The 21,133-nt window shown below is 69.0% G+C and carries 13 protein-coding genes and 1 pseudogene; 11 read left to right on the top strand and 3 right to left on the bottom strand.

Annotation, left to right across the window (positions count from 1 at the left end; all coding sequences use genetic code 11):
- The first annotated feature begins 67 nt into the window (after positions 1-67).
- The 5 genes from HNR00_RS14420 to dnaE all read left to right on the top strand — a co-directional run bounded on the left by HNR00_RS14420 (position 68) and on the right by dnaE (position 9,290).
- Positions 68-1,369, top strand: a complete 1,302-nt coding sequence (locus HNR00_RS14420; RefSeq protein WP_183570460.1) for a sugar MFS transporter — start codon at positions 68-70, stop codon at positions 1,367-1,369.
- A 558-nt stretch (positions 1,370-1,927) separates the two neighbouring features.
- A complete protein-coding gene (proS, locus tag HNR00_RS14415) occupies positions 1,928-3,253 on the top strand; it encodes a proline--tRNA ligase (RefSeq protein ID WP_183570458.1) in 1,326 nt (441 codons plus the stop codon).
- A gap of 11 nt (positions 3,254-3,264) precedes the next feature.
- The gene (locus HNR00_RS14410) at positions 3,265-4,584 is read left to right on the top strand and encodes a lipoprotein-releasing ABC transporter permease subunit (RefSeq protein WP_183570456.1); all 1,320 of its coding nucleotides are present in this window, start codon (positions 3,265-3,267) and stop codon (positions 4,582-4,584) included.
- Between the two features lie 10 nt (positions 4,585-4,594).
- A complete protein-coding gene (locus HNR00_RS14405; RefSeq protein ID WP_183570454.1) occupies positions 4,595-5,305 on the top strand; it encodes an ABC transporter ATP-binding protein in 711 nt (236 codons plus the stop codon).
- A 466-nt stretch (positions 5,306-5,771) separates the two neighbouring features.
- Positions 5,772-9,290 (top strand): DNA polymerase III subunit alpha, encoded by a 3,519-nt coding sequence (dnaE, locus tag HNR00_RS14400; protein WP_183570452.1) that lies wholly within the window; start codon positions 5,772-5,774, stop codon positions 9,288-9,290.
- Positions 9,291-9,484: 194 nt separating this feature from the next.
- Here the strand turns inward: dnaE and HNR00_RS14395 are convergent, their stop codons facing one another.
- Positions 9,485-10,582 carry a type I restriction endonuclease gene (locus HNR00_RS14395; RefSeq protein WP_183570450.1) on the bottom strand — a complete coding sequence of 366 codons (1,098 nt, stop codon included), beginning with the start codon at positions 10,580-10,582 and terminating at the stop codon, positions 9,485-9,487.
- Between the two features lie 363 nt (positions 10,583-10,945).
- Here HNR00_RS14395 and HNR00_RS14390 point away from each other — a divergent pair, with 363 nt between their 5' ends.
- Complete coding sequence (locus tag HNR00_RS14390) at positions 10,946-11,734, top strand: lytic murein transglycosylase (protein ID WP_183570448.1); 789 nt, start codon at positions 10,946-10,948, stop codon at positions 11,732-11,734.
- Here the strand turns inward: HNR00_RS14390 and HNR00_RS14385 are convergent, their stop codons facing one another.
- The gene (locus tag HNR00_RS14385) at positions 11,735-12,442 is read right to left on the bottom strand and encodes a gamma-glutamylcyclotransferase (RefSeq protein WP_183570446.1); all 708 of its coding nucleotides are present in this window, start codon (positions 12,440-12,442) and stop codon (positions 11,735-11,737) included.
- A gap of 253 nt (positions 12,443-12,695) precedes the next feature.
- Positions 12,696-13,112, bottom strand: a complete 417-nt coding sequence (locus HNR00_RS14380) for a hypothetical protein (protein ID WP_183570444.1) — start codon at positions 13,110-13,112, stop codon at positions 12,696-12,698.
- A 288-nt stretch (positions 13,113-13,400) separates the two neighbouring features.
- Between HNR00_RS14380 and recO the strand changes: the two genes are divergently transcribed.
- From recO to HNR00_RS14355, 5 genes and pseudogenes are all read left to right on the top strand, one after another.
- Positions 13,401-14,141, top strand: coding sequence for a DNA repair protein RecO (gene recO / locus HNR00_RS14375; RefSeq protein ID WP_183570442.1), 741 nt, complete (start codon positions 13,401-13,403; stop codon positions 14,139-14,141).
- 151 nt (positions 14,142-14,292) lie between these two features.
- Complete coding sequence (gene parC, locus HNR00_RS14370) at positions 14,293-16,539, top strand: DNA topoisomerase IV subunit A (protein ID WP_183570439.1); 2,247 nt, start codon at positions 14,293-14,295, stop codon at positions 16,537-16,539.
- Positions 16,540-16,721: 182 nt separating this feature from the next.
- A pseudogene (locus HNR00_RS14365) lies at positions 16,722-17,015 on the top strand (transposase); the annotation flags it as partial.
- 429 nt (positions 17,016-17,444) lie between these two features.
- Positions 17,445-20,561: a PAS domain-containing protein gene (locus HNR00_RS14360; RefSeq protein ID WP_183570437.1), complete on the top strand. Its 3,117-nt coding sequence runs from the start codon at positions 17,445-17,447 to the stop codon at positions 20,559-20,561.
- 32 nt (positions 20,562-20,593) lie between these two features.
- Positions 20,594-20,950 (top strand): response regulator, encoded by a 357-nt coding sequence (locus HNR00_RS14355; RefSeq protein WP_183570435.1) that lies wholly within the window; start codon positions 20,594-20,596, stop codon positions 20,948-20,950.
- Positions 20,951-21,133 lie beyond the last annotated feature (183 nt).

The following is a 21,133-nucleotide window of genomic DNA, read 5'->3' as shown; positions in this document are numbered from 1 at the left end:
CCGGAGCGCGCCCGCACCCTGTTCCGACGCAGCCGGCGAAGACCGGAAGCCGACAGGGAGAGGCGCCATGGCCGCGATGATGCCAGGGCCGCGCGCGTCCGCCGACGGCGAGGGCGGCGGCAACACGTGGCTCCTGCCGTTCATGCTGGCCCTGTTCTTCGCCTGGGGGCTCGCCACCGTCCTCGTCGACATCGTCACGCCGAAGCTCAAGAGCCTGTTCGACCTGAGCTACACCGAGGCGACGCTCACCCAGTTCTGTTTCTTCGCAGCCTACGCCCTGATCTCGCTGCCGGCGGGCGCGATGGTGACGCGGATCGGTGCCATGCGCGGCCTCGTCGTCGGCCTCGTGGTGATGGCCGCGGGCTGCCTGCTGTTCGCGCCGGCCGCGCGGAGCGGGCTTTTTCCGATGTTCCTGCTCGCCTTGTTCGTGATGGCGTCGGGCATTGCCGTGCTGCAGGTCGCGGCCAACCCCCTGGTGGCGCGGCTCGGCGATCCCGCCCAGGCGTCGAGCCGGCTGACGCTGGCCCAGACCTTCAACGCGCTCGGCACCACAATCGGCCCGGTGATCGGCGCCTGGACGATCCTGGCCCACACCGTCACGCCGACCGGCACCGATCCGGCGGCGCTCGCCGTCGCCCGGCAGGCCGAGGCCGACGTGGTGCGCACGCCCTTCCTCGTCATCGCCGCGGGCTTGGGCGCGTTGGCGATCCTGTTCTGGTTCCTGCGCCGCCGGGTGCGGGAGGAGCGCGCGGCGCACGATTCCGGCCCGGCCGGGCTCGGGCTCGATCTCCTGAAAGTCCCGCGCCTCGCGCTGGGGGCGGCGGCGATCTTCCTCTATGTCGGCGCCGAGGTCGCCATCGGCACGCTGATGGTGAGCTGGCTGGAGCAGCCGCGGGTGCTCGGCGCCAGCCCGGAGCAGGCGGGCCACCTGCTGAGCTTCTACTGGGGCGGAGCGCTGGCCGGGCGGATCGTCGGCTCGTTCGTGCTGCGGGTGGTCCGGCCGGGGGCGGCGCTCTGCGCCGTCGCGCTCGTGGCGGCCGGGCTCGCGGTGCTGGCGGCCTCCAGCACCGGCACGCTCGCGGGCTGGGCACTGATCGCGGTGGGGCTCGCCAACGCGATCCAGTTCCCGACGATCTTCGCGCTGGCGATCGAGGGCCTGGGCGAGCGCACGGCGCAGGGGGCCGGCATCGTCTGCGTGGCGATCGTCGGCGGCGCCATCGTGCCAGTCGCCACAGGTGCGCTGGCCGACGGGTTCGGCCTCGCCGTGGCGTTGGCGCTGCCCGCCCTGTGCTACCTCTGCATCGCCGGGTTCGCCCTGGCCCACGCCCGCGACGCCCTGGGCCGCCCGGCCGCGCTCCCCGCCGAATAGCGAAATCCTACGGCAGGGCCCGAAAAACAAAAAGCAAGGCACGAGGCCTTGCTTTGAAACAATCGAGTGTTTTGCAACCTAGCTTTATCTCGCGCATTTCTTGCGGCGCGGCGGCTGCTTGTTCCTCCCGAGACTCGGACCGTGCGCTGCCTCGTCGGGCGGCGACCATCGCGGGGTGCTTATAGGAACAAGATTTCCCTTTGTCATCAGCCCGGAGACGGTTCGCAGCGCTTTTTTGCCGACCTTGCGGCAAACTGCCCTCCGGTGGGCCGAAAAGGGCTGCGCGCACGTTGTTTGCCACCTCCACGGTCGTCATTCCGGGGCCGCGCAGCGGAGCCCGGAATCCACCCACGACGCGGCGCTAGAACGATGCCGCGCGGCCAGTCGTGGATTCCGGGTTCGCTTCGCGCCCCGGAATGACGGTCTGCTGAAGGAAGCCATCCCCCGCCTGGCCTGTGGTCCGTCACCGCTTGTGTTTTGCGGGCGCAATGTGTTGTGTGCCTCGCGCGCCGGCCCGTCTCCTGCCGCCGGCCGCGCTTATCCGTTCAAGGTCGAAAGATGCGTCTCTCCCGCTACTTCCTGCCGATCCTGCGCGAGACGCCCAAGGAAGCCGAGATCGTCTCGCACCGGCTGATGCTGCGCGCCGGCATGATCCGCCAGGAGGCCGCGGGCATCTATGCGTGGCTGCCGCTGGGGCTGCGCGTGCTCGACAAGGTCTGCAAGGTCATCCGCACCGAGCAGGACCGCGCGGGCGCCGTCGAGATCCTGATGCCGACGATCCAGGCCGCCGACCTGTGGCGCGAGTCCGGGCGCTACGAGGCCTACGGCAAGGAGATGCTGCGCCTGAAGGACCGCCACGAGCGCGACCTGCTCTACGGGCCGACCGCCGAAGAGGTTGTCACCGAAATCTTCCGCGCCAGCGCCCGCTCCTACAAGGACGTGCCCAAGAACCTCTACCAGATCTCGTGGAAGTTTCGCGACGAGGTGCGCCCGCGCTTCGGCACCATGCGCTCGCGCGAGTTCCTGATGAAGGACGGCTACTCGTTCGACCTCGATCAGGCGACCGCACGCCACTCCTACAACAAGGTGTTCGTCTCGTACCTGCGCACCTTCGAGACGCTGGGCCTGCGCGCGATCCCGATGCGCGCCGACACCGGCCCGATCGGCGGCGATCTCAGCCACGAATTCATCATCCTGGCCAACACCGGCGAGAGCGAGGTTTTTTGCGACCGCGCCTATCTCGACATGCCGGTGCCGCCGCCCTCCGTCGATTTCGACGACGTGGCCGGTCTTCAGGGCGTGGTCGATGCCTGGACCTCGCATTACGCGGCCACCGACGAGATGCACGATAAGGCGGCCTTCGCCGAGGTGCCGGAGGCCTCGCGATTGTCCGCCCGCGGCATCGAGGTCGGCCACATCTTCTATTTCGGCACCAAGTACTCGACGCCGATGAAGGCCGTCGTCACCGGCCCCGACGGGCAGGAGCGGCCGGTGCATATGGGCTCCTACGGCATCGGCCCGAGCCGGCTGGTGGCCGCCACCATCGAGGCGAGCCACGACGAGGCCGGCATCATCTGGCCGGACGCCATCGCCCCGTTCGACGTGGCGCTGATCAACCTCAAGGTGGGCGACAATTCCTGCGACACCGCCTGCGCCGAGATCCAGGCCGCGCTGGAGACCGCCGGGATGTCGGTGCTCTACGACGACCGCGACGACCGGCCCGGCGCCAAGTTCGCCACCGCCGACCTGATCGGCCTGCCCTGGCAGGTCATCGTCGGCCCGAAGGGTCTGGCGGACGGCAGGATCGAGCTGAAGCGCCGCGCCACGGGCGAGCGCGAGACGCTCGACCCGGTCGATCTGCCCGCCCGGCTGCGGCGCGTCTGAGGCGGACGCGGATGGCGCTCGCGCTTAGCGACTGGAAGGGCGCTTTGAAGGGCACTTGGGCCCGATTGCGCAAGGCGCGGGCGAGCGCCTCGACGCGGCCCTTCGCGGGCTTCGAATGGTTGATCGCCGGCCGCTATCTCCGCGCCCGGCGCCGGGGCGGCGGCGTCTCGGTGGTGGCCCTGTTCTCGGTGCTCGGCATCGCGGTGGGGGTGGCCACCCTCATCATCGTGCTCTCGGTGATGAACGGCTTCCGCACCGAATTGCGCTCGAAGATCATCGGGCTGAACGGCCACGTCTTCGCCGCGCCGATCGACAAGCTGTTCACCGACTACGTCGATCTGTCCGAGCGGCTGGAGAAGGTCGCGGGCGTGCGGGCCGTGGTGCCGATGGTGCAGGGGCAGGCCTTCGCCTCCTCGCCCTATGGCGGCTCCGGCGTGCTGGTGCGCGGCGTGCGCGAGGCCGACCTCGCGAAGATTCCGGCCGTCTCCACCGCCATCAAGAGCGGTACGCTGGAGGGCTTCGACGACGGCACCGGGCTGGCGCTCGGCCGGCGGCTCGCCGATTCCCTCGGGCTCCAGGCGGGCGATCAGGTCACGCTGCAGACGCCCAAGGGCGCGAGCACGCCGTTCGGCACCGCCCCGCGCTCGAAGAGCTACACCGTGAAGGCGATCTTCGAGATCGGCGTCACCGATTTCGACACCACCATGGCCTTCATGCCGCTCACCGAGGCGCAGGCCTTCTTCAACCGCGACGGCGACGTCAGCCTGATCGAGATCTATCTCGACGACGCCGACACGGTGGCCGAGATGCGCGAGCCGCTGGAACTCGCCGCCGAGCGCCCGATCCTGCTGACCGACTGGCGCCAGACCAACCGCACCTTCTTCGGCGCGCTGGAGGTGGAGCGGAACGTGATGTTTCTCATCCTCAACCTCATCGTCATCGTGGCGACGCTCAACATCATCTCCGGCCTGATCCTGCTCGTGCGCGACAAGTCCTCCGACATCGCGATCCTGCGCACCATGGGGGCGACGCCCGGCACGATCATGCGGGTGTTCCTCATCAACGGCGCGCTGATCGGCCTCGTCGGCACGGTGATCGGGCTCATCGGCGGGGTGCTGTTCACCCTCAACATCAAGCCGATCCAGCGCACGCTGTTTCCCGGCGCCTGGGACCCGACCGTGCGCTTCCTCGCCGAGATCCCGGCCGAGATGAACACCACCGAGGTCACGATCATCGTCGTCACCTCGATCCTGCTGTCGCTCGCCGCGACCCTCTATCCCTCCTGGCGCGCCGCCCGGCTCGATCCGGTGCAGGCCCTGCGCTACGGCTGACGGAATCTCCATGGCACAGACGCAAGCCGACGCCGCGCAGCCGGTGCCGGCCCTGTTCTTCTCGGGCGTCGAGCGCCGCTACCCGCAACGGGACGGGGCGCTGGAGATCCTGCGCGGCACCGATCTGGCCATCTGGCCGGGCGAACTCGTCGCGCTGGTGGCGCCCTCGGGCGCCGGCAAGTCGACGCTGCTCCACCTCGCCGGCCTCTTGGAGCGGCCCGACGGCGGCGAGGTCTATATCGGCGGCCAGCCGACGGCTTCGATGTCCGACGGCGAGCGCACCCGGCTGCGGCGCGAGGAGATGGGCTTCGTCTACCAGTTCCACCATCTGCTGCCGGAGTTCTCGGCGCTGGAGAACGTCGTGCTGCCCCAGCTCATCCGCGGCCTCGGCCGCAAGGAGGCGGAGGCCCGCGCCGCCGAACTGTTGGGCTTCCTCGGCCTCAAGGAGCGCCTGCCGCACCGCCCGGCCGAACTGTCGGGCGGCGAGCAGCAACGTGTCGCCATCGCCCGCGCCGTCGCCAACGGGCCCCGCCTGCTGCTCGCCGACGAGCCCACCGGCAACCTCGACCCGCAGACCTCGGGCCGGGTGTTCAGCATCCTGCTCCAGCTCGTGCGCGCTTCGGGGCTCGCGGCGCTGATCGCCACCCACAACATGGAGCTCGCCGCCCGCATGGACCGGCGCGTGACGATCCGCGACGGGATGATCGAGCAGGTGGCGTGAGGCCGGCCGGCTGCTGCGACCGTGGCTCCGGCAACACATTCTTCACCATCCCGCCACGACCTGACATTTCCCCGCTTTACAAAGAACAAAACAGGAACAAAACTCGCTCCATCACCAGAGAGCGAGCAGATGACCAAGCGCGGGTTCCTCACCAACCTCGTCGAGTTCACCGCCTTCGGCATGCTGTTCGGCGCGGTCGCGCTGTGGGCGGTAGCCTTGGCGCCGATTCACTAACCGTTCGCGTCCGAGCGCTATTTGTTCCTGCGCCGGAGCGGTTGCACACAGGAAAGCGATCGTGGAAGGGCGATCGGCGGCATGCCGCCTTGGAAGTGGTGCCAAGGGGCGACGGTCGGTGGATATCGCGATCAATGGACCCTCGCCCGGTCGACTCTTTAAGCCCGAGCCCGGATCCTGCCGGGCTTCGAGTCAGGCCGCTCTTAAAGGGCGGCTCAAAAAGAGTTCGCCGTTGCGCACCCTCAAAGAAGTCGGCTTCGTCCACCTCCACGTCCATTCGTCCTACTCGCTGCTCGAAGGCGGCGTGAAGGTCGCCGACATCGTCAAGGCGGCCGCCGCCGACCGACAGCCGGCGCTGGCGCTCACCGACACCAACAACCTGTTCGGCGCGCTCGAATTCTCGGAGAAGGCCGCGGGCACCGGCATCCAGCCGATCGCGGGCCTCCAGCTCACCGTCTGCTTCGAGGCACCCGATCCGATGGCGCGCATGCCGCAGGCGGCGTGCGCCAACATCGTGCTGCTCGCACAGGACGAGACCGGCTACGGCAACCTGCTGCGGCTGGCGAGCCGCGCCTATTTCGACGGGCCGCTGGGCGCGGCGCCCAACGTCGCGGTCTCCGCTTTGGAGGGCAACGTCGAGGGCCTGATCGGCCTGACCGGCGGCCTCACCGGGCCGCTCGACACCTGCCTTCGGGCGGGTCGCGTCGATCAGGCGGCGCGGCGCCTGGAGGTGCTGAAGGGGGCGTTCGGCGAGGAGCGGCTCTATGTCGAGGTCCAGCGCCACGGCCTCGACGACGAGCGGGCGGTCGAGCGCGAGCTGCTGCGGCTCGCCGACCGCCACGGGCTCGGACTCGTGGCGACGAACGAGCCGTTCTTCGCCAAGCCCGACGATTACGGCGCCCACGACGCGCTGCTCGCCATCGCGGACGGCCGCCTCGTCTCGGACGAACGCCGCCGGAGGCTGACCCCGCGCCACGCCTTCACCACCCGCGCACAGATGTTGGAGCTGTTTCGCGATCTGCCGGACGCACTCGCCGCGACGGTCGAGATCGCCATGCGCTGCGCCGTTCGAGTGCGCACCCGCAAACCCATCCTGCCGAATTTCGGGGCCGTGGCGGCGGGCGAGGCCGCGCCCATGGCCGAGGTGCTGGCCGAAGCCGCCGACGCGCCGGTCGAGGCGGTCGCCGCCGACGAGCCGACCGAACTGTGCCGCCAAGCCGAGGCCGGGCTGGAGCTGCGCCTGCAACAGCACGGCACCGCGCCGGGTTTCACTGAAGACGATTACCGGGCGCGCCTGAAGTTCGAACTCGACGTCATCGTCAAGATGAAGTTCCCGGGCTACTTCCTCATCGTCTCGGACTTCATCAAGTGGGCCAAGGACCACGATATCCCGGTCGGGCCGGGCCGCGGCTCGGGCGCGGGCTCGCTGGTGGCGTGGTCGCTCCTCATCACCGATCTCGACCCGCTCCGGTTCGGCCTGCTGTTCGAGCGCTTCCTCAACCCCGAGCGCGTCTCGATGCCGGATTTCGACATCGACTTCTGCGTCGAGGGCCGCGAGCGGGTGATCCGCTACGTGCAGCAGCGCTACGGCGAGCGGCAGGTCGGGCAGATCATCACCTTCGGTACCCTGCTCGCCCGTGGCGTGCTGCGCGACGTCGGCCGCGTCCTGGAGATGCCCTACGGGCAGGTCGACAAGCTGACCAAGCTCGTGCCGCAGAACCCGGCGAACCCCGTCACGCTCGTGCAGGCGATCGAGGGCGAGCCGAAGCTCCAGCAGGCGATCGAGGAAGAACCCATCGTCGCCCGATTGATGGAAATCTCGAAGAAGCTGGAGGGCCTCCACCGCCACGCCTCGACCCACGCCGCCGGCGTGGTGATCGGCGACCGCCCGCTGGAAGAGCTGGTGCCGCTCTACCGAGACCCGAAGACGGGCATGCGGGTGACCCAGTTCAACATGAAGTGGGTCGAGCAGGCCGGCCTCGTGAAGTTCGACTTCCTGGGCCTCAAGACCCTCACCATGCTTCGGTGCTGCACCGACTTGTTGAAGCAGCGCGGCATCGAGGTCGATCTCGCCCAAATTCCGCTGGACGACAAGCAAACATACATCCCCATGGGCCGCGGCGAGACGGTCGGCGTGTTCCAGGTGGAATCCGCCGGCATGCGCAAGGCGCTGTGCGAGATGCAGGCCGACCGGCTGGAGGACATCATCGCGCTCGTGGCGCTCTACCGGCCGGGCCCGATGGCCAACATCCCGGTCTATTGCGAGCGCAAGCTCGGGCGCGACGCGGGCAACGAGGCGAGCTGGTACCCGCACCCGATGCTCGAGCCGATCCTGCGGGAGACCTTCGGCATCATCGTCTACCAAGAGCAGGTGATGGAGGTCGCGAAAGTCCTGGCCGGCTACTCGCTCGGCGAGGCCGACATGCTCCGGCGCGCCATGGGCAAGAAGATCAAGGCGGAGATGGACGCCCAGCGCGACCGCTTCGTGAAAGGCTGCGAGGCGAGCGGCATCCCGGAAGGGAAAGCCAACGAGATCTTCGACCTCCTGGCCAAGTTCGCCGATTACGGCTTCAACAAGTCCCACGCGGCGGCCTACGCGCTGGTGACCTACCAGACCGCCTACCTCAAGGCGAACCATCCGGTCGAGTTCCTGGCCGCGGCCATGACGCTCGACATCGACAACACCGACAAGCTCGCCGAATTCCGCCAGGACGCGCAGCGGCTCAAGATCACGGTCGAGCCGCCGTCCGTGAACACCTCGGGCGTCGTCTTCGACGTGAAGCAGGGGCGCATCCTCTACGCGCTCGCCGCCATCAAGGGCGTCGGCCGCGCGGCGGTGGAGTCGATCGTGGCCGCACGCGGGGATAAGCCGTTCAAGGATTTGGCCTGCTTCGCCCGCCGCCTGAACCCGCGCCACGTCAACAAGCGCACGCTGGAGAACCTGATCGCGGCCGGCGCCCTCGACTGCATCGAGCCGGACCGGGCACGCGCCTGGGCCGCGGTCGAGCCGATGATGAAGATGGCGCAGGGCGCGGCCGAGGCCGAGACCTCGGGCATCGTCGACATGTTCGGCGGCGTCGCTTCCGCCGACGTTTCCCTGCGCATCCCGCCGCACGAGTTCTGGACGCTCACCGACAAGCTGAAGCGCGAGTGCGACGCCATCGGCTTCTTCCTCTCGGGCCATCCCCTCGACGAGTACGGCCAGATCCTCGACAAGCTGCGCGTCCAGTCCTGGGCGGATTTCGGCCGGGCGGTGCGGGCGGGCTCGGCCAACGTGGGCCGCGTGGCGGCCTCGGTGCTCGACCGCTCGGAGCGGCGCACCAAGAGCGGCAACAAGCTCGGCATCGTCACGCTCTCGGACCAGACCGGCCATTTCGAGGCGATCATCTTCTCCGAGGGGCTCAACCAGTACCGCGACATCCTCGAGCCGGGCCGCCCGCTGGTGCTCACCCTTCAGGCGAATCTGGAGGGCGAGGACGTGCGCGCCCGCATCACCACCGCCGAGCCGCTGGACCAAGCCGCCGCCCGTCATCAGAAGGGCATGCGCATCTACCTGCGCGACGACCGCCCGATTGGTTCCGTCCACAAGCAGCTGTCGCTGCGCGGCGAGGGCGAGGTCTCGCTGATCCTCATCCTCGACGGCGGCGAGCGCGAGGTCGAGGTCAAGCTGCCGGGCCGGTATCAGGCGACGCCCCAGGTCGCGGGCGCGCTGCGGGCGGTGCCCGGCGTGGTCCAAGTGGAGATGAACTGAAGACTTCGTGGATTCCAAAGGGATCATCCCTTTGGCGGGGCGCCGGGGCAGAGCCCCGGCATCCCTTCAAACCAGGGCTCTGCCCTGGACCCGCGAAAGGACTCGTCCTTTCGAAACCCGGACTTCAGGCGGGTTGGCTTTGGTCTTCGGCGAGCTTGTCTCGGAAAAGCGTTGGTGATCCCTGTTGGGCCGGATCAGCCCTGGTTCGCAGGGGCCGACGGAGGTTCGGCCTTGCGGGAGCCGCCCTCGGCATAGAAGCGGGCCGTCGCCCGCAGACGTTCCGTCAGATCGTAGATGTGGTCGAGGCTGTCGATCCGGACGCGTTCCTCCTTCTCGCCGTCGAACAACCCCACATACTTGATCGCCCGGTTGAAATGCAGCCGGGCGAGCGGCTTGCGATTGTTGTTGTCGATCAGGATGCCGCAATAGCTCTTCTGATCGCGCATGATGACGCGATCGGCCTTGATAACCTCCCGCACGATGGCGCGGACGATCATGAAGCCTTCGCGCTCCTCTTCCGTCGTGACGATCTCTTCCTCATCGACGTCGGTGAGCGGTTCGGCAACTTGAAGGCGATTGGTCGTATCGAGTGCGTTCGACAGCATCGATTTCACCGAGTCGCGAATGATTTCGCGAAACGCCGATTTGACCATCGGCGTGAACTGCTCACGAACGGCTTGCGTGAACTTTCCAAGTTGAAGGTTGGCCGTCAGCAGCCGCACCAGATCGTCGCTCGGCGCTTCCATCTGCGCGAGAACCTCCTTTTTTATGGCGGAGGTGTACTTTAGGCGGTGCGCAGATTGTAGGATTGCTTCGACATTGAACTCGCCCTTCGAAAACTTCCGCAACTCCGCAACAATCTGAGGATGGTCGTCGGTCAGGTCGAAGGCGAAGAACGGCCGTTCGTCGAGCTTGTTCGGAGCCTCGAGATCGGTGTGGAAGTGAAAACTCCTGCCGTTGGTCAGAATCGCGAATTTGGCGGAGGTGACCGAGAAGTAACGATAAAGCTGTGACAGATGCGTCTTGTCGAGGTTGGCCGTAATCGGCTTGCACTCGATGAGGATGCGAATGTCACCATCGACCTTGATTGCGTAATCGACCTTCTCGCCCTTCTTGCCGACAGCATCCGCCGTGAATTCCGGTATGACTTCGTTGGGGTTGAAGACGTCGTAGTCCAGGCCAGCCAGGAACGGCAGCACAACCGCGGTCTTCACGGCTTCCTCCGTGAGCATCGCGCTTGAATGCGATTTAATGCGCTCCGACAATGTGCGCAGGCTGTCCTCAATTGCCATTTCAGTATCCCCATTAGAAACGATGCATTTCAGCATAGCTTTTTGAAGCGCACAACGCATTGTTGTGAAAGGGCGGTGGTGCCGGCAGGATGTCCACGCCTCATGCCGGTTCTCAGGGCGTCGGCCCGTGTCGGGGGAAAATCGTCGGATGTCGCTCACCCTGTGCGCAAAATCGGTCTCGTCCGGCTCTTTCATGCCTCACGAGCGCCACAGCTAAGTGATCCTCCGGTATCCGGTTCTCGGGAAACCGTGGGATGAAGGGCTGACCTCGACCGATGAGGCGGCCGCTCCCGCCACGGGGCGCCCGAAGCGCGACGATGAAGGCTGCGGCGCTGGGACACCCAGCGCCCGAAGGAGTGTGGGATGACCAGACGCGGGTTCAGGATGCTCGTGGCCGCCGCCGGCTTTACGGCGATGGCGGGCGGCGCGCAGGCCGCGCAATGCGGCAACACCGCCGCCGGGTTCGAAGCTTGGAAGGACGAATTCGCCGCCGAGGCCCGCGGCCGGGCGAGCGCGGCGAGCCTGCAGGCGCTCCAGGGCACGTCCTATTCCACGGCGACGATCTCGGCCGACCGCGGCCAGAAGAGCTTCAAGCTCTCCCTCGACCAGTTCCTGGCCAAGCGCGGCGGCAACACCATCGTCTCCCGCGGGCGCGCCCTCAAGGCGCAGAACGCGGCGCTCTTCGCCTCGATCGAGCAGCGCTACGGCGTGCCGCCGGGCCCGCTCCTGGCGATCTGGGGCATGGAGACGGGCTTCGGGGCCGTGAAGGGCAACGTCAACACGCTCTCGGCGGTGGCGACGCTGGCCTACGATTGCCGCCGCTCGGCCTTCTTCACAGACCAGCTCTACGCCGCGCTCAAGCTCGTCGATGCCGGCGTCCTCACCCCGGCGACCCGCGGTGCCGCCCACGGCGAGGTCGGCCACACCCAGTTCCTGCCGAAGAACGTCCTGACCTACGGCGTCGGCGGCAGCCTCGACAGCGCCCCCGTCGCCCTGAACTCGACGGCGAACTTCCTGAAAGGTCACGGTTGGCAGCGCGGCGCGGGCTACCAGCCCGGCGAGCCCAACTTCGCCGCGATCCAGGGCTGGAACGCGGCCGGCGTCTACCAGCGCGCCATCGCGCTGCTCGGCGACAAGATCGACGGGCCGTGATCACTTCGGCGGGCCGTCCGCGGCCCGCCGCTCCAGCCGCTCGGCGACGAGTTTTTGCAAGGCCCTCAGGTGCCGGTCGCGGATGCCGAGCGCCGTGCAGGCCTCCGCGGTACGAAACAGATATTCGGCGCTCGGTCCGAGATGCCCGCAGGCCGTCGCGATCTTGTCGGCAACCGCCTCGTCCGACAGCCGGCCGGTGTAGCGCTCGCTCATCCGGTTCGCCACGAAGGTGAGCGCCGGCAGCGGGCCTTCCGCCGTCGCGACCATGACCCAGCGGGCCTCGTAGCCCTTGCCCTTCATCTCCCGGCGCCAGACCGGCATCAGCGTCGCGTGCGGGTCTGCGTCGTCGAGCCGGAACGCGACGCCCCGGCACAGCCCGCCGCGCTCCAGCGCCAGCACGAGCCCCGGCCGCTCCGGCGTGCCGCGGAACCGGTGCTGCAACAGGCAGAACCGCCGGTGCCAGCCCCGCACCGTGCCGACGCGTGTTTCGCTGTACGCGAATTCCGGGCTCCATAAGAGCGAGCCGTAGGCGAACACCCACAGCCCACCCTCGGGCGCGAGGCGCCGCGCCAGCATCCCCGCGAGGTCGGGCGCCATGTCCGCGTCGGTGAGGAGGGCCAGCGCCGATGGGTCGTCCGCGATCTTCTGGGGGTGCGCGCGGGCGATGAGGTCGAGGGAGAGGGCAGGGGAGGGGGGACGGGAAGGCATGGGCCGGGAGCGGACCATTCCGGGCGGCGCGGCGCAACCCGTGGCGGCTCAAGGCCGCCATGAGATTGGCCTATCCGACCGCCACCGCACATCCCTCCCCCCTCTGCGGGGGAGGGTGGGCCTCGCGTAGGCGAGGGTCGGGAGAGGGGAGCGACGCTTCCGGAGAATTCACCGTCGAACGCGGCCAGGCGCCGCCGTCGCTCCCCTCTCCCGTCCGCTCCGCGGACACCCTCCCCCGCAGAGGGGGGAGGGTTCAGGCCGGCGCGCCCGCCGCCGTATCCAGCTCCGGAAACGGCTCACTCCGGTGCCCCTCGCACACATCGTCCTCGTCGCGCAGCACGCTGAGCGCGCCGCCTTCGTCGCGCACCACGATCTTGGGCCGCTCCGGCTTCCCGAAGGTCCGCCCGTACATCCGCGTCTTGACGCAGTAGAGCCGCCGCCCGCCATCCTCGAACGGGCCGGCCAGCCGGCTGTGCTCCAGCCGCACCGGCAAGAGCGAGACCGAGCCGAACTCGACCTGCCCCAGCGCCAGCGCGGCGATGCGTTCGCGTAGGGTACCAGCCGCCGCACCGGGCGGAGGCAGCGGCGACGTCGCGGTGCAGGCGCCGAGCCACACGGCGAGCCAAGTCGCGAGCACTGCCGCGCCCCACACCCCGCCGCCGCTGCGCATCGCCGAATCTCCCGCCCCGGAAGAAGCGTAGCCGTTTCGCGCAGGGCGTGAAACAGGCCCGGTGGCGCAATCGAAGCGCAGGAATCGGATGAGGAACCTCCAAGGCTTCTCACAGACGCTCCGCCGTCATTCCGGGGCTCGCCGAAGGCGAGAACCCAGAATCCACGACTGGCCGCGACACTGAGCTTCCACCGCGCATCGCGGGTGGGTCCCGGGTTCCGCTTCGCGGCCCCGGGATGACGGCGCGGGGTCCGTCCCGAACATCCAAAAAAAGACTATCTTCCCCCCATGCAATGGATCGACGAGGGCCTCGTGCTGGGCCTGCGCAGGCACGGCGAGACGTCGGTCGTGCTCGAACTGATGACGCCGGAGCGCGGGCGCCATCTCGGGCTCGTCCATGGCGGGCGCTCGCGGCGGATGCAGCCGGTGCTCCAGCCGGGCAACCTCGTCCGCGCGACGTGGCGGGCGCGGCTCGATGCGTCGCTCGGTGCCTACACGGTCGAGCCCCTGCGCTCGGAGGTGTCGCGGCTGATGGGCTCGGGGCTGGCGCTTTACGGGATCGGCCATCTCTGCGCCCTGCTGCGGCTGCTGCCGGAGCGGGACCCCCATCCCGATCTCTACGAGGCCGCCCGCATCCTGATCGAGCATCTCGATTCCCCCGAGATCGCCCCGGCCCTGATGGTGCGGTTCGAACTCGCGGTGCTGGCCGGCCTTGGCTTCGGGCTCGACCTCGCGCAATGCGCGGCGACGGGCGCCAACGATGCCCTGATCTACGTCTCCCCCAAGAGCGGGCGCGCGGTCAGCGCCTCGGCGGGCGAGCCGTACCGCGACCGGCTGCTGGCGCTCCCGCCGTTCCTGCGCGACCGCGCGCAGCCGGGCAGCGGCTGGCGCACGCCCGACGCCCACGACGTTCGGGAGGGGTTTACCTTGACGGGGTATTTCCTCGATCAGCACGTCTGGCGCCCCCGCGCGCTGGCGCCGCCGGAGGAGCGGGCACGATTCGTCGCACACGGCACTGGCCAGGGGTGACGATGTTCGTGCTATGTTCTTCGTGGTGCTTTTGTGCAGCGCGGACGGCCGAGGCCGCCCGCGCTGCGTCCGGCAAACGATCGCCGCCTCGCATTCGCGGGGGCGGACGACGAAGAGTCGTCGTCCGGTCTGATGAGCCTTGGAGTGAACGATGGGCCAGCCCGTCCCGCCGCCGCCGGGCGACGGCATCGAGAGCGTCGAACTGAAGACGGCGCTGGAGGAGCGCTACTACGCCTACGCGCTCTCCACGATCATGCAGCGCGCGCTCCCCGACGCCCGCGACGGCCTCAAACCCGTGCATCGGCGCATCCTGCACGGCATGAACCTGCTGCGGCTGAACCCGACCGCCGCGTTCAAGAAATGCGCAAAGATCGTCGGCGACGTGATGGGCGATTTCCACCCCCACGGCGATCAGGCGATCTACGACGCGCTGGTGCGCCTCAGCCAGGATTTCGCCCAGCGCTATCCGCTGGTCGATGGCCAGGGCAATTTCGGCAACATCGACGGCGACGGCCCCGCCGCCTACCGCTACACCGAGGCGCGGCTCACCGAGGTCGCCCGCCTGCTGCTCGACGGGATCGACGAGGACACGGTCGATTTCCGCCCCTCCTACAACGGCGAGAAGGACGAGCCGGTCGTCCTGCCGGCGGCCTTCCCGAACCTGCTGGCCAACGGCTCGCAGGGCATCGCGGTCGGCATGGCGACCTCGATCCCGCCGCACAACGCCGCCGAGCTCTGCGACGCCGCGCTCTACCTGATCCAGAACCGCGAGGCGTCCTCCGAACAGCTCTGCACCTTCGTGCAGGGGCCGGACTTCCCCACCGGCGGCATCCTGATCGATAGCCCCGAGACCATCCGCGAGGCCTACCGCACCGGCCGCGGCGGTTTTCGCGTGCGCGCCCGTTGGGCCAAGGAGGATCTGGGCCGCGGCACCTGGAACATCGTCGTCACCGAGATTCCCTACGGCGTGCCGAAGGCCCGCCTCATCGAGAAGCTCGCCGACCGTCTGCAAGAGAAGAAGCTGCCTCTGCTCGCCGACGTGCGCGACGAATCGGCCGAAGACGTGCGCGTCGTGCTGGAGCCGCGCTCGCGCTCGGTCGATCCGGTGATGCTGATGGAATCGCTGTTCCGGCTCTCGGAGCTGGAGGCGCGGGTCCCGCTCAACCTCAACGTGCTGGTGGGCGGGCTCGTCCCCCGCGTGATCGGGCTGGCCGAATGCCTGCGCGAGTGGGTCGACCACCGCCGGGTCGTGCTGCAGCGGCGCTCGACCTATCGCCTCGGCCAGATCGACCGGCGCCTCGAAATCCTCGGCGGCCTGCTCATCGTCTATCTCGACCTCGACGAAGTGATCCGCATCATCCGCGAGGAGGACGAGCCGAAGGCCGCGCTGATGGCCCGGTTCGAACTCACCGAAATCCAGGCCAACGCCATCCTCGACACGCGGCTGCGCTCGCTCCGCAAGCTCGAAGAGATGGAGCTGAAGCGCGAATTCGAGGCGCTGAGCGCCGAGAAGGAGGGCATCGAGGCCCTGCTGGCGTCCGAGAAGCTGCAATGGACGGAGATCACCAAGCAGATCCGCGCGGTGAAGAAGACCTTCGGGCCCGACACCAAGCTGGGCAAGCGACGCACCACGCTGGAGAACCCACCGGACACCGCCGGCATCGACTTCACTGCCGCCATGGTCGAGCGCGAGCCCATCACGGTCATTCTCTCAGAAAAGGGCTGGATCCGTGCGCTGAAGGGCCACGTCGCCGACCTGTCGGGCGTCGCCTTCAAGGGCGACGACACGCTGAAGGTGTCGTTCCCCAGCGAGACGACGCAAAAGCTGCTGCTGCTCGCCTCGAACGGCAAGGTGTTCACCATCGAGGCGGCGAAGCTGCCGGGCGGGCGCGGCTTCGGCGACCCGGTGCGGCTGATGGTCGATCTCGACGACGGCACCGAGATCGTCGCCGCGCTCCCCTACAAGCCGGACGGCAAGCTGCTGATCGCGGGCTCCGACGGGCGCGGCTTCATCGCCCCCTCCGACGCGCTGGTGGCCAACACCCGCAAGGGCAAGGCGATCCTCGGCCTCGACGAGGGCGCCAAGGCCATCCTCCTCGTGCCGGCGGAGGGCGACCACGTCGCGGTCTGCTCCTCGGACAAGCTGATGCTGGTCTTCCCGGCCTCGGAACTCACCGAACTCGCCCGCGGCAAGGGCGTGCGGCTGCAACGCTGCCGCCTGAGCCATCTCGCCGACGCCTGCGTCTTCACGCTCGCCGAGGGCCTTCCCTGGCGCGACGGCTCGGGCCAGACGCGGCTCGCCAACGCCGCCATGCTGGAAAAGTGGATCGGCCACCGCGCCGAGGCCGGCACGCTGATGAGCCGGAGCTTCCCGAAGTTCGAGCGGTTCGGGAAGTGAGGAGATCCCGCTTCCCTTTCCAAACCCCCTCATCCTGAGATGCGCAGCGAAGCGGAGCCTCGAAGGAGGCCTCCAGGGATCGCGCGAGACACTTGAGCCCTCCTTCGAGGCTGCCTCGCAGCACCTCAGAGCCTGTTTGACTGGGCGGCACAGTTGCGCGTTGGCTTCGTGAGGAGAAGCAGATGTGGACGGACGCAGATCGTAAGACGTGTCGGGATCGAGGCGGTCGCTACCTGAGCGACCTGACGGATGCGCAATGGGCGACGGTCGCGCCGCTTCTGACCGGCTACGATCCGCTGACGGCGGACCTGCGGGAGATGGTCAACGCCGGCCTGGATCTGGAGAAGACGGGCTGCCCGTGGCGCTACCTGCCGACCGACTTCGGTCCGTGGGAGACCGTGCGCACGTGGCACGACCGTTTCCAGGCCGAAGGGCTCTGGTCTGAGATCGCCGCTCTGCTGACGCGGGGCCCAAGACTGTCAGGCATCGTCAAACAGCCTCTCATTCCGGAACGGCACCGAGCCGGCATGATGACCTGTACGAGACTTGCACGACATCTTTTGGTGCGGCGCATCCTGGAGCCGCGCGGCGGTCTCGTCCGGATACCCCGCGACATGCGTAAGCTCCTTCGCAAGACCGCGAAATCGCTCAAGCTCGCGAAACCTCGGTCCGAGCCAAACGACAGGACGTCGCTTTGCCAAGATCACGACAAGTCGCTCTCGGCGGTCGACGATTTTGGGTTTTGGGTGGCTGATCGAACTTAACGATCGTCCGCTTCGATTGCCGATCCGTCGTTGGCTATGTGCTCGCCCAACCGCCACTGTTTCACCCACCGTGGCCCTCCGACCGTTCGCTTGCCGACAATCCAGTTGACCGCAAACGTCCGAGCGGAGACAGCGGTGGGGATGAACCCGTCCGTCGTTGCCGATCCGGCGCGCCTCGCGGCACTCGATGCCCTCGCCATCCTCGCTACCCCCGCCGAGGAGGGGTTCGATGATCTCGTGCGCCTCGCCACGCGCCTCTGCGCCGTGCCGGTCGCCCTGGTGAGCCTCGTGGCCGTCGATCGGCAATGGTTCAAGGCCCGCATCGGCTTCCCCTCCTGCGAGACCGACCTCGACCGCTCGGTCTGCAAGCTCGCCCTCGCCCAGCCCGACCTCCTCGTCATCCCCGACCTGACCGCCGACCCGCGCACCCGCGACAACCCCCTGGTCACGGGCGAGCCCGGCATCCGCTTCTACGCCGGCGCGCCGCTGCGGCTGGCGGACGGGAATGTCGTGGGCTCGCTGTGCGTCATCGACACGGTCCCCCGGCCCGGCGGGCTGACGCCCGATCAGGCCGACGACCTGCGCGCGCTCGGGCGGCAGGCCTCGGCCCTGCTGGAGGCACGCCGCAGCGAGGAGCGCTACCGGACCCTGTTCGAGAACATCGATGCCGGCTTCTGCGTCTGCGAGGTGAAGTTCGACGAGGACGGTCGCGCGGTCGATCACCGCGTGCTCGCGGCCAACCCGGCCTTCGAGCGTCACACCGGGCTGTCGGACGCCGTGGGACGCTGGGCCAACGCGATCGCCCCCGGCATCGAGCAGCACTGGCACGACGCCTACGGGCAGGTCGCCAGGACGGGGAAGCCGCTGCGGTTCGAGGGCGAGGCGGCCCCGCTCGGGCGCTGGTACGACGCCCACCTGTTCCCGGCCGGCGGCGGTCGCGTCGCCATGCTCATCGCCGACACGACGGCGCGGCGTCGCTCCGAGACCGCGTTGCGCGAGAGCGAGGCCCTGGCCCGCGCGAACATCCAGCGCGTGCAGCTCGCCCTGGCGGCCGGCGCGATCATCGGCACGTGGCACTGGGACATCCCCTCGGACCGCTTCACGACGGACGAGGCCTTCGCCGACGCCTTCGGCCTCGACCTCGCGCTCGGCCGCGACGGCGTCCCGCTCGCCGAAATCGTCGCCACCGTCCACCCCGACGACCGGTCCGGGCTGGCGGCGGCCATCGCCGAGGCCGTCGCCCGCGGCGGGGCCTACGCGCATCAGTACCGGGTGCGGCGCGCCGACGGGCGCTATTATTGGATCGAGGCGAACGGGCGGGTCGAGCACGGTCCGGACGGCACGCCGCTGAGCTTTCCCGGCGTGGTCCTCGACATCGAGGGGCGACACGCGGCGGAGCAGGCGCTGCGCCTCACCGAGGAGCGCCTTCAACTGGCGCTGACCGCCTCCGGCGTGGTCGGGCTGTGGGACTGGATGGTCGACACCGACCTCCTGCACGGCGACGCCCGCTTCGCGCGCCTGTACGGGCTCGACGTCGCGCGCACCGCCGCCGGCCTCACCATGGAGCAGTTCCAGGCGTTCGTGGTCCCCGAGGACGTCGAACCGCTGCGCGCCCGCATCCGCGACACCTTCGAGCGGGGGGCTCCGTTCGGGGTCGAGTACCGCCTGGCCATCCCCGGCGAGGCGTTGCGCTGGGTCGAGTGCAAGGGGCAGCTGACCCACGACGCGGCGGGCGCGGCCGTGCGCTTCTCCGGCACCGCCGTCGACATCACCGACCGGAAGACGGCCGAGGCGCGCCTCGCCGAGAGCGAAGCGCATTGGCGCGGCCTGTTCGAGCGGCTGAGCGAGGGCTTCCTCGTCGGCGAAGTCGTGCGCGATCACGCGGGCCGGATCACCGACTGGCGCTACGTCGACGTCAACGCGGCCTGGGGGCCCCTCGTCGGGCTCGACCCCGCGTGCATCGTCGGCCGCACCCTGCGCGAGGTCCTGCCCGGCGTCGAGGACGAGTGGGTCGACGAGTTCGCCGGCGTGGTCGAGAGCGGGCAACCGGTGACGTTCACGCGCCGGGTCAGCACCTTGCGGCGCTGGTACGAGGGCCGCGCCTTCCCGCTCGGGTCCGAGCGGTTCGGCATGATCTTCCTGGACGTCACCGCCCGCGTCGAAGCGGACACGCGGCGCGACGCGCTGCTCGAACTCGGCGAGCGCCTGCGCGACCTCGACACCGTGCCCGCGCTCGTCGGAACCGCCGCCGGCATCCTGGCCCGCGTCAACGACGCCACCCGCGCCGGCTACGGCCTCGTCGACGCCGCGCGCGAGACGGTCGAGGTGCTCACCGACTGGCACGCGCCGGACACCGTGTCGGTCGCCGGCCGGCACGGCTTCCGCACCTACGGCTCCTACATCGAAGACCTCAAGCGCGGCGAGGTCGTCGCCATCGACGACGTGACGCGCGACCCGCGCACCCGGGACAATGCGGCGGCGCTGCTGGCCATCGGCGTGCGGGTGCTGCTCAACGTGCCGATCCTGGAGCGCGGCCGCCTCGTCGGCATCGCCTTCGTCAACTGGGCCGACCATCACCCCTTCACCGGGGACGACCTCGCCTTCGTGCGCACCGTCGCCGACCGCGTGCAGAGCGCGGTGGCCCGCCTCCAGGCGGAAGCCGACCAGCGCGTGCTCAACGAGGAACTCTCGCACCGCCTCAAGAACACCTTCGCGATGGTGATCTCCATCGCCACCCAGACGCTGCGCACGGTGCCCGAGCGCGCGCCCGTCGAGGCGTTCGAGCGCCGCATCCACGCGCCTTCGTCGGCCCACGACGTGCTGCTGCGCCAGAGCTGGGCGGCGGCGCCGGCCAGGGAGGTGATGCGGGCCGTGCTGGCCAATGCCGGACACGGCGACCGCGTCGACCTCGCCGGTCCCGAACTCGATCTGGGGCCGCGCGCGACGCTCTCGCTGTCGCTCCTCCTTCACGAACTCGCGACGAACGCGGCCAAGTACGGCGCGCTGTCGGTGCCCGACGGACGGGTCGCGGTCGAGTGGCAGCTGGCGGGCGAGGGCGAGGCGCGCGAGGTGTCGCTCGACTGGACCGAGCGGGGCGGGCCGCCGCCGACGCCGCCCGTCAACAGCGGGCGCAAGGGCTTCGGCTCGCGGCTGATCCACCTCGGGCTCGTGGGAACGGGCGGGGTGGACCTTCGTTACCCGCCGTCCGGCTTCCAGGCGACGATGCGCGCGCCCCTCGTCCAGTTGCAGCATTCTTGAAGGAGGTCCGGTTGGGTCAGGGAACGCCGCCGATGCGGCCCGTCGTGCTCGTGGTCGAGGACGAACCGCTCCAGCGCCTGATGGCGGTGGATCTGGTCGAGGACGCGGGCTTCGACGTGGTCGACGTCGCGGGCGCGGTCGAGGCGGTTCGCGTGCTGGAGAGCCGACCCGACATCCGCGTCGTGTTCACGGACATCGACATGCCCGGCGGCCTTAGCGGGATGCAGTTCGCCGCGACCGTCCGGGACCGCTGGCCGCCCATCGAACTCATCATCGTCTCGGGCAAACGGCTGCTCCGGAGCGACGAGTTGCCGGCCCGCGGCGTGTTCTTCACCAAGCCCTACAAGAAGCACGAGATCACCGCCGTCATGCGGCGGATGGTGGGGTGAGCGCGCCGACGGCGGCAGAGCTGTGGGATCCGCTTCGCGCATGACCGACCGCCTCTTGCACAGGGTCGGCTTCGTCCGTCTCATGCTCAGAGCCTGTTTGAGGACGAAAGCTTAGGCTGGATTGTTGAGGGCGTTGGCGGCCATGAGGCAGGCGACGCAGGCAAGACGGCCGGTCGCGACATC

The sequence above is a fragment of the Methylorubrum rhodinum genome, from assembly GCF_014199935.1.
GTDB classification, from domain to species: Bacteria; Pseudomonadota; Alphaproteobacteria; order Rhizobiales; family Beijerinckiaceae; genus Methylobacterium; species Methylobacterium rhodinum.
The sequence above is the reverse complement of the archived record's forward strand: the minus strand, read 5'-3'. Positions and strand labels throughout refer to the sequence as shown.